Origin of the sequence: Nocardia implantans (assembly GCF_035544775.1) — a bacterium.
Lineage (GTDB): Bacteria > Actinomycetota > Actinomycetes > Mycobacteriales > Mycobacteriaceae > Nocardia > Nocardia implantans.
This window is the reverse complement of the sequence record NZ_JAYKYQ010000005.1, coordinates 395,062-410,007: the sequence shown is the minus strand read 5'-3', so window position 1 is coordinate 410,007 and position 14,946 is coordinate 395,062. Positions and strand designations below refer to the sequence as shown.

General features: G+C 71.1%; 2 protein-coding genes. Both read right to left on the bottom strand.

Annotated features, from left to right (window positions below):
- Positions 1-47: 47 nt before the first annotated feature.
- Positions 48-1,040, bottom strand: a complete 993-nt coding sequence (locus U3653_RS15095) for an ATP-binding cassette domain-containing protein (protein ID WP_195079982.1) — start codon at positions 1,038-1,040, stop codon at positions 48-50.
- A complete protein-coding gene (locus tag U3653_RS15090) occupies positions 1,037-14,671 on the bottom strand; it encodes a non-ribosomal peptide synthetase (protein ID WP_195079983.1) in 13,635 nt (4,544 codons plus the stop codon). The genes U3653_RS15095 and U3653_RS15090 overlap by 4 nt, the downstream gene beginning before the upstream one ends.
- Positions 14,672-14,946 lie beyond the last annotated feature (275 nt).

The following is a 14,946-nucleotide window of genomic DNA, read 5'->3' as shown; positions in this document are numbered from 1 at the left end:
CGGCTTCGGCTCCGCCTTCGGGGCGGCCTCCCCGGCGATTGCCGTGCTCACGACATGATCTCCTCTTGTACGTCGTCGGTCTCCGGTTCCGTGACGTGCGCGCCGCCCGGCTTGCCGGTGAGGGAAAGGAATACATCGTCGAGGCTCGGCCGGTGCACGTTCGCGTCGACCACGCAGACGCCCGCGTCATCGAGCCTGCGCAGCGCCTCCACCATCGTGCGCGAACCGTCGCCGACCACCACCGACACCTCGTCGGTGCCCGCCTCGTGGACGGGCTCGCCGACGCCCACCTGTGCCAGCACGGCCAGCGCCGGCGCGGCGGCTTGTCCGGCGGCGAGGGTGACGGTGAGCCGGTCGCCGCCGATCGAGGTCTTCAGTTCGTCGGCCGAGCCGCGCGCGATGACCCGCCCGTGATCGATGACGGTGATGCGGTCGGCCAGCAGGTCGGCCTCTTCCAGATACTGCGTGGTGAGCAGGACGGTGGTTCCGTCGTCGACGAGGTCGCCGATCACCCGCCACATGTCCAGCCTGCCGCGCGGGTCCAAGCCGGTGGTCGGCTCGTCCAGCACGACCACGGCGGGCCGGGCGACCAGCGCCCCCGCGAGATCCAGCCGCCGGGCCATGCCGCCGGAGTAGGTTCCCGCTCTGCGATGCGCGGCGTGGTCGAGCCCGAGGGCGCCGAGCAGTTCGGTGGCGCGCGCGGTCGCCTGGCGCTGGGACATCCCGTACAACCGGGCCACCATGCGCAGGTTCTCGTACCCGGACAGGTTCGCGTCGACGGCAGCGTACTGGCCGGACAGGCCGATCCGTTTGCGCGCCGCCGCGGGATCGCGCAGCACGTCGACGCCCGCCACCCGCACCGACCCGGCGGACGGCTTCAGCAGCGTGGTGACGATCCGCACGGTCGTCGTCTTGCCCGCGCCGTTCGGGCCGAGCAGCCCCATCACGGTGCCGGCGGGAATCCGTAGATCGACATCGTCCAGCACGCGGACCCGGCCGTAGCTCTTGACCAGGCCGGTCACTTCCACCGCGAAGCTCACCTGTGCGTCTCCTTCGTCTCCAGCCACCTCCGCAGCACCGGCCCGATCACCGCCAGCGCCTCCGGGGTGGTCATCGCGGAGTGCGCGCAGCGCAACTCGTGGTCGTGAACGGCGCCGGTGACGTACGGCTCCCACGCGTCGGCGCTGCGGTCGGGATCGGCCCGGTTGACCGGATCGTCGCCCGCGCTGAAGAACAGCAGGTCACCGTCGAACGGGCGGGGCCGGAAGGTGTGCGCGAGCACGGTGCCGTTCTCGTAGCCCGCGTAGAGGCGCTCCAGATGCTCGACGGTCAGCGCCGCGAACGGTCCGGACCGGGCGCGCAGCAGTTCGGCCGCCTCCCGCAGGCTCATGCCGGGATCGATCTGCGCGGCGAGTTCGGCGCTGCCGAACTCGCCGACGATCTCCGCGACGCTCGGTGTCGCCTGGTCGAGCAGGTCGTCCGACAGCCGGTAGCTGTCCATCATCGACAGTAGGGCGACCTCATCGCCCGCCTCTTGCAGCTGCACCGCCATCTCCTGCGCGATGAGTCCGCCGAGCGACCAGCCGAGCAAGTGGTAGGGACCTTCCGGCTGAATCTCCTTGATCTCGGCCACATAGCGGCTCGCGGCCTCGTCGATCGACGTGTAGCTTTCCTGCCCCGCCACGTGCGGCGCCTGCAACCCGTACACCGGACGATCCGCCGGAAGGTGCGCGAGCAACCCGGAGTAGCACCACGCCAGACCGATCGCCGGATGCACGCAGAACAGCGGCGCCCGGCCGGCAGCGGCGCCCGGCCGGATCGGCAGCACCGGCGCCAGCATCGCGGCCACCGCCGCGCCCGAGGTCGCGCCCGAGCCGTCCAGGCGCGCCGCGATGGCAGCGGGCGTCGCGTCGCCGAACATCAACTGCACCGGCAGGTCGATGCCTTTCTCCCGTACGTGCGCGACGACCTTCGTGGCCAGCAGCGAGTTTCCGCCGAGTTCGAAGAAGCCGTCGTCCACGCCGACCGACTCCACGCCGAGCACCTCGGCGAAGGCCGCGCACAGCGCCTCCTCCGTCGGGGTGGACGGAGCCCGATAACCCTCGCCCGCGGTGAACACCGGTTCCGGCAGCTTCGCCCGGTCCAGCTTGCCCACCGGGCTCAGCGGGACCTCGTCGAGCAGCATGATCGATTGCGGCACCATGTAATTCGGCACCAGCCCGGCCACGTGCCCGGTCAGCTCGGCCGCGGTGAGCGACACTCCGTCCCGCGCCTTCACATACGACACCAACGCCGTCGCGCCGGCCGGGGTGCGATGCCCGATAGTGAGGGAGAACGCCACCCCGCCGTGGCGGGCGAGCGCGGCGTCGATCTCACCGAGTTCGATACGGAAACCGCGGATCTTGACCTGATGGTCGGTGCGGCCGACGTATTGGATCTCCGGCGCGGCGTCCACCGGCGAACCCTGCTCCCGCGAACCGGACCACCAGCGCACCAGATCGCCGGTGCGGTACATCCGCTCCCCCGGTTTGCCGAACGGGTTGGCGACGAACCGCTGAGCGGTCAGGCCGGGACGGTTCAGGTAACCGCGGGCCAGCGCGTCACCGGACAGGTGCAGTTCGCCGGTCACCCCCAGCGGAGCCGGATGCAGCCGCGCGTCGAGGATCGCCGCGTTGACGCCGCGGATTGGTCCGCCGATGGTGATCGGCTCGCCGGGCGACATCGGCTGCGAGATCACCGTGACGATGGTGGTCTCGGTCGGACCGTAGACGTTGTACAGATTGCGGCCGGGCGCCCACCGGGTCACCAGGTCAGGCGGCAACGCCTCACCGCCGACCAGCACGTGCTGCAGCTCGGGCAGGCCCTTGGGGTCGACCGTGCCGAGCGCGGAGGTGGTGATGAACGCGTGGGTGATTCCCTCCGCGGCGAAGACCTGCCGCAGTTCGTCGCCGCCGACCACGCCGCTCGGCGTGATCACCAGAGTCGCCGCGCCGCCGAGGGACAGCAGCAGATCGAGCATCGCGGCGTCGAAGCTCGGCGTGGCGAAATGCAGCACCCGGCAGCCGGGCTGGACGTCGAACCGGTGGGCGGTCTCGGCGGCGAAGTTCGACAATCCGCCGTGGGTGACCATCACGCCCTTCGGCGTGCCGGTGGAGCCGGAGGTGTAGATCACGTACGCGGGGTTGTCGATCCGCAGCGGAGCGAGACGCTCCGCGTCGGCGATCGGCACGTCCGGCGCGTCGAGCACCAGACCGCGGAACTCCGGGTCGTCCAGCACGATCCACTCCGTGTCCTCGGGCAGCTCGCCGCGGTAGTCCGCCAGCGTGATGCCCAGTGCCGCACCGGAATCCGACAGCATGTGCGCGATGCGCTGCCGCGGGTACAGCGGGTCGACCGGCACGAACGCCGCTCCGGCCTTGGCCACCGCGAGTACCGTCGCCACCGACTCGATCGATCGCGGGATGCCGAGCGCCACCAGCGTTTCCGGGCCGACGCCACGGGCGATGAGCACGCGCGCCAGCCGGTTGGTCCAGCGATCGAGGGCATCGTAGGTGACCTCGGTGCCGTCGGCGACCAGGGCGACGCCGGCCCGGTCGACGCTCGCCGCCTGCTCGAACACTTCCGGGAAGGTGATCGGCCGATCCGGTTTGCCTCCGCGCACCGGAGCCAGCCCCGACCATTCGGCGGGATCGAGCAGTTCCAGATCGCCCACCGCGGTGGTGGGGTTCGCGGCGATCGCGGCGAGCAAGCGGGTCAGGCGCTTGCCGAGCCGCTGCGCGGTCGGCTCGTCGAACAGGTCCATCGCGTAGTTCACCGCCACCGTGATGCCGGCCGGATGCCGTTGCGGCGTCTGCGTTTCGGTCAGGGTGAACTGGAGATCGAACTTGGCGATCCCGGCGTCGATGTCGGCCGCCTCGATGTGCAGGCCGGGCAGGTCCAGGCCGCCGACCGGTTCGTTGCGGACCGAGAGCATCACCTGGAACATCGGATGGTGCGACTGCGACCTGGCCGGGTTGAGCACCTCCACCAGGCGTTCGAACGGCAGGTCGGCGTTGGCGAAGGCGTCCAGGTCGGTTTCGCGCACCGCGTGCAGCAGGTCGGTGAACCTGGCGCCGGGGTCGATCCGCGTGCGCAGCACGAGCGTGTTGACGAACATGCCGACCAGACGGTCCAGCGCGGGATGGCCGCGGCCCGCGATCGGGGTGCCGACGGTGATGTCGTCGGTGGCGGTCATCCGGTGCAGCAGCACCGCCAGCGCGGCGTGCAGGACCATGAACAGGCTGACGTTGTTGCTGCCCGCGATCATCTGCAGCTCGCGGTGGGTGACCGGGTCCACCGCGCATTCCACGGTGCCGCCCCGGTAGGACGGAGCCGGCGGACGCGGCCGGTCGGCGGGCACGGTCAGCAACTCGGGGATGCCGTCGAGGGTGTGCCGCCAGTACTCCAGCTGCCTGCTCACCGCCGAGTCCGGATCGTCCTCGCTGCCGAGCACCTCCTGCTGCCACAGGGTGTAGTCGGCGTATTGGACCTCGAGCTCCGCCCACTGCGCCGGGCCGCCGCCGCAGGCCGCGCGATAGGCGACGGCGACGTCCGCGGCCATCGGCTCGAGCGACCAGCCGTCCATCGCGATGTGATGCACCACGACGACGAGCACATGCTCCGGGGTCTGCGCGTCCGGCACCGAGATCAGCGCCGCGCGGATCGGCACGGTGGTGGCCAGATCGAACCCCGGTGCGGCGAAACGTCGTACGGCGGACTCGACCTCGTGCGGGCGCGCCGTCATCCGCGACAGCGAGACGGCCGCCTCGGCCGGGTCGAGCACGACCTGCGCCGGCGCGCCGTCGGTCTCGGGGAACACCGTGCGCAGGGTCTCGTGCCTGGCCTGTACCGCGTGCAGGGCGGAGACGAGCGCTTCGACGTCGAGGCGGCCGGACATGCGCAGCACGAGCGGGACGTTGTAGGCGCCCGCCGACTGTCCGTCGCGGGATCCGGCGTTGAACCGGTTGAGGAACCACAGCCGCCGCTGGGCGGCCGACAGCGGGATCCGCTCCGGACGCTGCCTGCGCACCAGCGCGGGGCGGTCGGCGTCGGAGGCCGCGCCCGCCTCCAGCAGCTCGGCCAGCTCGGCGACGGTCGGCGTGGCGAACACGGTGCGCACGGCGAGGCGCACGTTCGTCGCCGCGGCCAGCCGCGCGACGAGCTGGGTTGCCAGCAGCGAGTTGCCGCCGATGTCGAAGAAACTGTCGTCGGCGCGGACGCCGTCGGCCCCGATCAGCTCACCGATCACCGACGCCACCAAGCGCTCCGCGTCGGTCCGCGGCGCACGGCCGCCCTGCTCGGCGTGCAGCCGCGGTTCGGGCAGCGCGGCGACGTCCAGTTTGCCGACCGGGGTCAGCGGGATGGTGTCCAGCACGGTGATGCCGGAGGGCACCATGTGCGCGGGCAGCCTGCGGGCGACGAAGGCGCGCACCGCATCGGTGTCCACTCCGGCCGTCCGGTCGGCGGGCTGCACGAACGCGACGATCCGGTCGGCGCCCGCGATGCGGCGCACCTCGGTGTGCGCGAAGCGCACCGACGGATGTTCGCCGAGCACGCCGGTGATCTCGCCGAGCTCGACCCGGAAACCGCGCAGCTTCACCTGGTGGTCGGTGCGCCCGAGGTAGACCAGCTCGCCGGATGCGTTCCAGCGCACCACGTCACCGGTCCGGTACATCCTGGCGCCGGCCGGGCCACACGGATCGGCCACGAAGCGGGTCGCGGTGAGCCCGAACCGGTCGAAGTACCCGCGCGCCAAGCCGTGGCCGGCGAGATACAGCTCGCCGGGAACGCCGACCGGCACCGGGCGCAACCGCTCGTCGAGCACCAACGCCCTGGCCCCGCGCACCAGGCTGCCGATGGTGATCGGCGCACCGGCGCGCATCGGACCGGAGATCGTGATGACCACCGTGGTCTCGGTGGGCCCGTACACGTCGCACAGCACCCGTCCCGGCGCCCAGCGCGCCACCAGATCCGGCGCGACCGCCTCGCCGCCGACCATGAGCGCGCGCATGTGCGGCAGCGGCCAGCGTTTGTGGTCGATCGTGGCCAGCGCGGCCGGGGTCATGAAGCCGTGCGAGACCCGCTCGCGTTCCAGCAGCGCGGCCAGCTCGTCGCCGCCGTAGATGTCGGTCGGGCAGATCACCATCGCCGCGCCCGCGCCCAGCGCGATGAGCAGATCCAGGATCGCCGCGTCGAAACTCGGCGTCGCGAAATGCAATGTGCGGGAATGCTCGTCGACGCCGATGCGGTCGCGGACCTCGTCGGCCAGATTGGACAGGCCGCTGTGGGTCACCGCGACGCCCTTGGGCGTTCCGGTCGATCCGGAGGTGTAGACCAGGTAGGCCAGGTCCGCCACCTGGATGGCGCGCGTGCGCTCGCGGTCGTGGATCGGCGCGTCGTCGTGGCCGTCGAGTTCGGCGGCGAATTCGGGCCGGTCCAGCAGCAGCCACTCGATGTCACGGTCGGCCGGAGCGCCCGTGCGCAGCTGCTCGATGTGCGCGGTGACCGTGACGCCGGTCGCGCAACCGGAGTCGGCGAGCATGTGGCGGATGCGCTCGGCCGGGTACTTCGGGTCGACCGGGACGAACGTCGCGCCGGATTTCGCGGCCGCCAGCAGCGCCACCACCGAATCGATCGAGCGGGTGAGCCCGAGCGCCACCCGGGTTCCCGGGCCGAGTCCGCGCGCGATGAGCGCGCGGGCCAAGCGGTTGGAACGCCGGTCGAGTTCGGCGTAGGTCAGTGCGGTCGTCCCCGCGCACAGCGCCGTGTTGTGCGGGAACCGTCGGCTGGTGGCGGTGAAGTACGCGGCCAGCGTGCGCGGCTCGGCCGCATGCCGCCCGCGCGCCGGGGCGAGTGTGCGGCGCTCGTGGTCGGTACGCACGTCGATGTCGCGGATGAGCACGCGCGGGTCCGCGGTGACGGCGGAGAGCACGCGCAGGAACCGGTCCGCCAGCGTCTCGATGGTCGTAGCGTCGAAAAGCTCTGCCGCGTAGACGAATTCGTAGACGCTGTCCGCGCCGGCGTCAGGTCCCGGGGCAGCGGTGTCGTCGGCGACCCGCAACTCCAGATCGAACTTCGCCAGCGCGATGTCCAACGGCTCCGCGCGCAACGCGAGGCCGGGCAGCTCCAGGGCGGGCACCGGGCCGTCCTGCAGGCTCAGCGCCACCTGGAACAGCGGATGACGGCCGGTGGAGCGGGCCTCGGCGCCCAGTTCGTCCACGATGCGCTCGAACGGGATGTCGGCGTGCGCCAGCGCGGCCAGCTCGGTGTCCCGGTCGGCGCGCAGCAGGTCGGTGAAGCCGCGGTCCGGGTCGACGTCGGAGCGCAGCACCAGCGTGTTCACGAACATGCCAACCAGTTCGTCGAGCTTGGTGTCGGTACGCCCGGCCACCGGGGTGCCGATCACGATGTCGCGTCCGCCGGTGACGCAGCGCAACAGCACCGCGAACGCCGAACGCAGCACCATGAACTTGCTGACGCCGCGCTCGCGGGCCAGCGCGTCGAGCCCGCGGCGCACCTGCTCCGGCACGGTGAAACGCACCGTCCCGGCCTGCTGTGTCGGTTCGTCGGGCCGCGGCCGGTCGTAGGGCAGCGGCAACTGGTCGGGGATGTCGGCCAGCGCGGTGCGCCAGTACTCCAGTTGGGTCGCCGCCGCGCTGTCGGGATCGTTCTCCGAGCCGAGGCAGGCACGCTGCCAGAGCCCGAAATCGGCGTACTGCACCGGAAGCGGCGTCCAGGACGGCGCCGCGCCCTCGTGCCTCGCCGCATACGCGGCGGCCAAGTCCCTGGTCAGCGGACCGAGCGACCAGCCGTCGGCGGCGATGTGGTGCAGCACGACCCCGAGCAGGTAGCGCTCGGGCGCGGTGCGTAGCAGCGACAGCCGCAGGGGCGGTTGCCTGGTCAGATCGAAACCGCTGTGCGCCAACGCGTCCAGCGCGGCCTTCGCGCCGGAGTCGTCGATGTCGGTGACCGCCACCTCCGGCACCGCCCGCTCGACCGGAAGCACCACCTGCTGTGCGCCTTCGGCGTCCTCCGGGAAGACGGTGCGCAGCACTTCGTGCCGCCGCACCACGTCGGTGATCGCCTCGCGCAGCGCCGGGACGTCCAGATCGCCTGCCACCCGGATCACGAAAGCGATGTTGTATGCGCTCGATTCGGGCGCGAATCGGTTGATGAACCACAAACGCTGCTGCGGCAGCGACAATGGAATACGTCCCGGACGCGGCGTCCGCACCGCCAGCGCAGGCCGCTGCGTCCGGGGCGTTCGATCCAGTTGTTCGGCGACCGCGGCGACCGTCGGCGCCTCGAAGATCGATCGCACCGGCAGCTCCACCCCGAACTCCGCGTGCAGCGCGGCGGCGAGGCGGGTGGCCAGCAGCGAGTTGCCGCCGAGATCGAAGAAGCTGTCCTCGGCTCCGGTCACCGGGCGGCCGAGCACCCCGCCGAACACACCCGCCACGCCGAGTTCCAGCGGGGTGCTCGGCGGGCGCGATGTCCCCGCGGCTGCGAATACCGGCTCCGGCAACGCCTTTCGATCCAGCTTGCCCGCGGGCGTCACCGGCAGCTCGTCGAGCACCGCCACCGATGCGGGCACCATGTAGCCGGGCAGACGCTGGCGCGCGGTCTCCAGCACGGCCCGCGCCTCGACCGGACGGTCCGCCGTCACGTACGACGCCAGCCGCACCTGGCCCTGTTCGTCGGTGTGCACCACGGTGAGGGCGAAGCGGACGCCGGGATGCGAGCGCAGCACGTTGTCGATCTCGCGCAGTTCGATCCGGAAGCCGCGGATCTTGATCTGATCGTCCGCGCGCCCGAGGAACCGCAGCTGTCCGGTTCGCTCCATGACGACCAAGTCGCCGGTGCGGTACATCCGCTCGCCGCGCCTGCCGTGCGGGTTGGGCACGAACCGTGCCGCGGTCAGGCCGAACCGGCCGTGGTAGCCGCGGGCGACGCCGGGACCGGAGACATACAACTCGCCCGGCGTGCCCGGCGGCACCGGATGCAGGCGGTTGTCCAGCACGAACAGCCGCATGCCGCGCACCGGCGAGCCGAGCGGCACCGGACCGCCCGGCCGCATCGGCCCGCTGGCGGTCGCCGCGACGGTGGCCTCGGACGGGCCGTACATATTGTGCATGCGGTGCCCGGCGGTCCAGGTCTCGACGAGTTCCTCCGAGCAGGCGTCGCCGCCGACGATGACCGTCTCCAGCTCGTCGAGCCCCTCGTTCGGTACGGTCGCCAGCGCCGCCGGTGTCACGAAGGCGTGGGTGACCCGCTCCTCGCGCAGCAGCGCCGCCAGCTCGGCCCCGCCGTACATGCCCGGCGGAGCGATCACCATCGTGGCGCCAGCGGCGAAGCCGAGCAGCAGCTCGAGCACCGACGCGTCGAAGCTGGGCGAGGAGAAGTGCAGCGTGCGCGCCGCGTCCGAGATACCGAACAGGTAGTTCTGCTCACTGGCCAGGGAGGCGATGCCGGCATGGGTCACCACGACCGCCTTCGGCGTGCCGGTGGACCCGGAGGTGTAGATGAGGTACGCCGGGTGGCTCACCCGCATCGGGTGGTGCCGCTCGTCGTCGGTGATCGGGTCCGTCGACCGGCCTGCCAGTTCCGCGGTGAGTTCGCCCGAGCCGATGACCAGCCAGTCGACCTGGGTCTTGCGGTGCTTGCCCCGCGTCGCGGGCACAGCGGGCATGGCGGCGAGGGATTCGGGATCGGTGAGGCCGAGTATCGCGCCGGAGTCCCCGATCATGTGCGCGATCCGCTCCGCCGGGTAGTTCGGATCGATCGGCACGTAGGCCGCGCCGGTCTTGGCGACCGACCACACCGCGGTGATCGCGTCCAGCCCGCGCGGCAGCGCGATCGCGACGACCGTCTCGGGACCGGCGCCGTGCTCGATGAGGACGCGCGCCAGCGCGTTCGATCGCTCGTCGAGTTCACGGTAGGTGGTGGCGGCGCCGAGGTAGCGGACCGCAACCGCGTCCGGCAGCCTGCGCGCGGTGCCGGACAGCAAGCCGGCCAGGGTGGTCGACGGCTCGGCGGGCGCGCCCGCGATGGGCACCAGTTTCTCGGTCTCCCTGCGGTCCAGGATCGGCAGGTCGCCGACCGGCAGTTCGGGCGCGGCCACGCCGCCCGCGAGCACCGCGACGAACCTGCGGGCGAACGATTGCACCGTGGTCTGATCGAAAACATCTGTGGTGTAGCCGAATTCGGCCGACAGCGGTCCGTCGCCCGAGTCGTCGTGGACGACCAACTGCAGGTCGAACTTGGCGACGTCGGACGCGATCGGCAGCACCGCGGCGCGGACGCCGGGAAGCTCGATCCGCAGATCCGGCGCGTGGTCGTAGGACAGCATCACCTGGAACAGCGGGTGCCGCGACGGAGAACGCTCCGGGTTGACCACCTCGACCAGCCGCTCGAAGGGAACGTCGGCGTTGGCGAAGGCGTTCAGGTCGGTCTCGCGCACCACATCGAGCATCCGGTCGAACCCGGCCGCCGGGTCGACCGCGGTGCGCAGGACGAGGGTGTTGACGAACATGCCGACCAGATCGTCGAGCGCCGGATCGGAACGGCCCGCGATCGGGGTGCCGATGGCGATGTCACCGCTCGCGCACAGCCGCGACAGCAGGGTCGCCAGCGCCGCGTGCAACACCATGAACATGCTCACGCCGCGGCTTGCCGCCAGTTCGATGGCCGAGCGGCGGATCTCGGCCGGAATGGTGAACTCGACCCGGCCGCCGACGGTCGACCTGCGCAGCGGGCGCGGGCGGTCCAGCGGCAGATCGAGTTGCTCGGGGAGCCCGGCCAGCGCCGCGCGCCAGTGGGTGAGCTGGCGGCTGAGCGCGCTGGACGGATCGGACTCGTCGCCGAGCAGTTCGCGCTGCCACAGGGCGAAGTCGGCGTATTGCACCGGCAGTTGCGTCCACTGCGGCTCCACGCCGTTCGCGCGCGCGGCCACCGCCGTCATCAGGTCCTTGGCCAGCGGCGTGATGGACCAGCCGTCACCGCAGATGTGATGCAGCACGACGAGGAAGACGTGCCGCTGCGGGCCGGTGCGGTAGAGCGCCACCCGGATCGGGGCCTGGCTGCGCAGATCGAAGCCGTATCCGGCGTATTCGGTCGCCAGTTCCGCCACGTCGGCGGCGGTGACATCGATCGGGTCGAGCGCCAGCGGGATCGCGTCGGCCGGATGGATCAGCTGGTAGGGCCCCTCCGGCGACTCCGGGAAGGTGGTGCGCAGGCTTTCGTGCCGTTCGATGACGTCCACCAGCCCCGCCCGCAACGCGGCCACGTCCAGCGGTCCCTCCACCTCCACCGCGAGCGGCATGTTGTACGCGGCGGCGTGTTCGGAGAACCGGTTCAGGATCCACAGCCGCTGCTGCGCCTGCGACAACGGGATGCGCTCCGGTCGTTCGGCCGGCGTCAGCCGCGGTGAGGAGACATCGGTGGGCTGCGTGGCGAACCGGCGGGTGAGCGCCTCGATCGTCGCGGACTCGAACAGATCCCGGATGGTCAGCGCGGTGCCGAGCGCGGCGTTGATCCTGGACACCGCCCGTGCGGCGATGAGCGAGTTGCCGCCGAGGTCGAAGAAGTTGTCCTCGATGCCGACCTCGGTGTCGAGCACCTCGGCGAAGATGCCGGCGAGTACTCGCTCGACTTCGGTGCGCGGTTCGGCGATCGGCCCGATCGGTCGCGTGCCGGGGGTGGGCGCGGGCAGCGCCTTGCGATCGATCTTGCCGTTGGCGCTCAGCGGCAGCTCGTCGAGTTCCATCAGCGCGGAGGGCACCATGTACCCGGGCAGGGTGCGGCGCAGTCCGGTCAGCAGCGCGGCCGTGTCCAGCGGGGCATCGTCGTCGTCGTGCTTCGCCGCGACCACATAGGCGACCAGTTCGTCGCCGGTGCGTCCGGTGTGCGCGACGCACACCGCGCGGGCCACCCGCGAGTCCTCGAGCAAGGCGGCCTCGATCTCGCCGAGCTCGATGCGCAAGCCACGGATCTTGACCTGGAAATCGCTGCGGCCGAGGTACTCCAGCACGCCGGGCTCGGCGCCGGAGCGGCCGATCTGCCAGCGTGCCAGGTCGCCGGTGCGGTACATCCGCGCGCCGGCAGCGAAGGGGTCGGCGACGAACCGGTCCGCGGTCAGCCGCGGCTGTCTCAGGTAGCCGCGGGCCAGCTGGACCCCGGCGAGGTAGAGTTCGCCGACCACGCCGGGCGGGACGGGTTGCAACCGGTCGTCCAGCACGTAGGTTCGGGTGTTCCACACCGGCGAGCCGATCGGCACGGCGGTGGCGTCGGGCGGGCATGCCCAGTAGGTGACGTCGACGGCCGCTTCGGTCGGGCCGTACAGGTTGTGCAGTTCGGCGGCGGGCAGGGCCGCGTAGAACTCCCGCACCGCGGCGGCGGGCAGCGCCTCGCCGCTGCAGAAGACCCGGTGCAGGCCCGCGCAGCCGCTCAGATCGGCCTCGGCGACGAAGACCGATAGCATCGACGGCACGAAATGCGCCGTGGTGACGTGCTTCTCGGCGATGATCCGGGCGAGGTACCCCGGGTCGCGGTGCCCGTCGGGGGCGGCGATCACCAAGCGCGCACCGACCTGTAGGGGCCAGAAGAACTCCCACACCGAGACGTCGAAGGTGGCCGGGGTCTTCTGCAGCACCGCGTCGTCGCGGCCGAGCGGATACTCGTGCTGCATCCAGCGCAGCCGGTTGACGATGGCGGCATGGCTGACGCCGACACCCTTGGGCTTTCCGGTCGATCCGGAGGTGAAGATGACGTAGGCGAGGTGGTCAGGGCGCAGTCCGGCCGTGCGGTCGGCGTCGGTGATCGGCGCGTCGTCGAATTCGGCTACCGAGGCGGTGTCGACGTCCAGCCTGGTGACGGACGTGGGCAGTTCCACGTCGTCGCGGCTCGCCGTGAGCACGCACAACGGCTCGGCCTGACGCACGATCTGCGCGATCCGCTCGGCCGGGTGCTCGGTGTCCAGCGGCAGGTACGCCGCGCCCGCCTGCACGATCGCGTACATGCCGACCACCAGGTCGAGGCTGCGGCGCAGGCACAGGCCGACCGTCGTATCGGGTCCGGCGCCGCGCGCGATCAACCGCCTGGCCAGGCGGTTGGCGCGGGCGTCGAGCTCGGCGTAGGTCAGCGACTCCTCGCCGAACTCGAGCGCGATCGCGTCCGGATCGGACGCGGCGCGTTCGGCGAAGAGGCCCGCCAGGGTCCCCTCCTGCCGGGGCGCCGCGGTGGCGTTCCACCCGTGCAGCACCTGTTCGCGCTCGGCATGGGTGATCGCGCCGAGCGACTCGGCGGGCGCCGTGGGGTCGGCGGCCAGGAAGCGGCCGAGGAAGTCCAGATAGCGCGCGTGGTGCACGCTCACTTCGGCCTCGCCGTAGAGGCGGGGATTGGCCTCGAAGTCGACGTGCAGGCGGCCGCCTGCGCCGTTGTAGACGTTGACCGAGAGGTCCTCGACGGGGCCGGTGGCCAGCACGTGCATCGACCCGACCAGGCTGCCGAAACGCAGCTCGTCGTGGAACAGCATCAGGTTGACCATCGGGCCGAAGAAGCCGCGCGCGTCGCGCGAGTAGCCGCTGTCGCGCCGGATGTCGTCGTGCCGGTAGCGCTGATGCCGCAAGGCGCCGGTGATCTGCAGCTCGGCCGCCTTCACCAGGTCGCCGATCGTGGTCGCCGCATCGATCCGCAGCCGGATCGGCACGACGTTGGAGATCACGCCCGCCGAGCGGCGCAGCGACACCGTGGTGCGCGCCGAGACCGGCAGGCTCAGCACCACGTCGGCGTTGCCCGTCACCGAACGCACGTAGGCAGCCATCGCCGCGACGAACATCGCCGCGTCGGTGGTGTTCCACGCGCTGGTCGCCGCCTCGATCGCGGCGTGGCGCTCGTCGTCGAGCACCGCGGTGGCCAGCCTGCGGCCCGCGTCGTGGGTGGCCGCGCCGAGCCGGGCGCCGCCGAGGCTCACCGGCTCCCCCACGCCCGACAGCTGCCCGAGCCAGTACTCGCGGTCGCTCTGGAAACGGCTGGAATCGTGGTAGCGCGCCTCGTCGGCGTAGATCTCCGCCAGCGGCGTCGCCCGCGAGGCGACCGGCTCGGTCCGGTTCTCCAGCGCGGTGTAGATCTCCGCGGTACGGGTGAGCGCGTTCATCGCACCGTAGCCGTCGATGACGATGTGGTGGGCGAACGAATACCAGATGTAGTGGGAGTCTCCGATCCGCAGCACCGCGTTGGAGGTCAGCGGGTCGCCTTCCAGATCGATCGGCGCACTGGTGTGCTCGTGCATCCAGCGCAGCGCCGCGGCGTACGGGTCTGGCTCGCCGCGCAGATCGATGCGCTCCCACCCGGGCCGGTGCTCCGGGTCCACGATCTGATACGGAGTGCCATCTATTTCCACGAGGCGGACTTGACCCACCTGGGTCTCGGCGCCGAAACGCTCGATCGCGTACAGCAGCCTCCCCTCGTCCAGGTCACCGCGTATCTCGACGTACTGGGAGATCGTGAGCGGTACGTCGGGGCGAATTCGCTGCGCGTACCAGAGAGCTGTCTGCGCGGGTGACAGAGCAAACGGTTGGGCCGAGAATTCGCCGGATGAACATTGGTCGACGCGATCCGTGGCCAATGAACTCATCAATCACTCCGTTCTGCCGCTGTTGACGCAACTCCCCGAGCACCGTCCCAGCAAGCGCACGCGCGCCAGCCGCAGGACGTGATCCACGCCCTATGATTCGGAGCGTCGCATCAGCCGGATTGCCGACGTTTTGGATTTGTTTCACATCCAACGTCCTTGGCAGAAGGCCACTTTGGTTGGTTACATTTCCGCAAACATTGCGACTCAACTAGGTCGAACCGAAGCAAAACGGGTCCTGACCAGACTGTTCGATGATACTCCGCCGATCGCGTCCA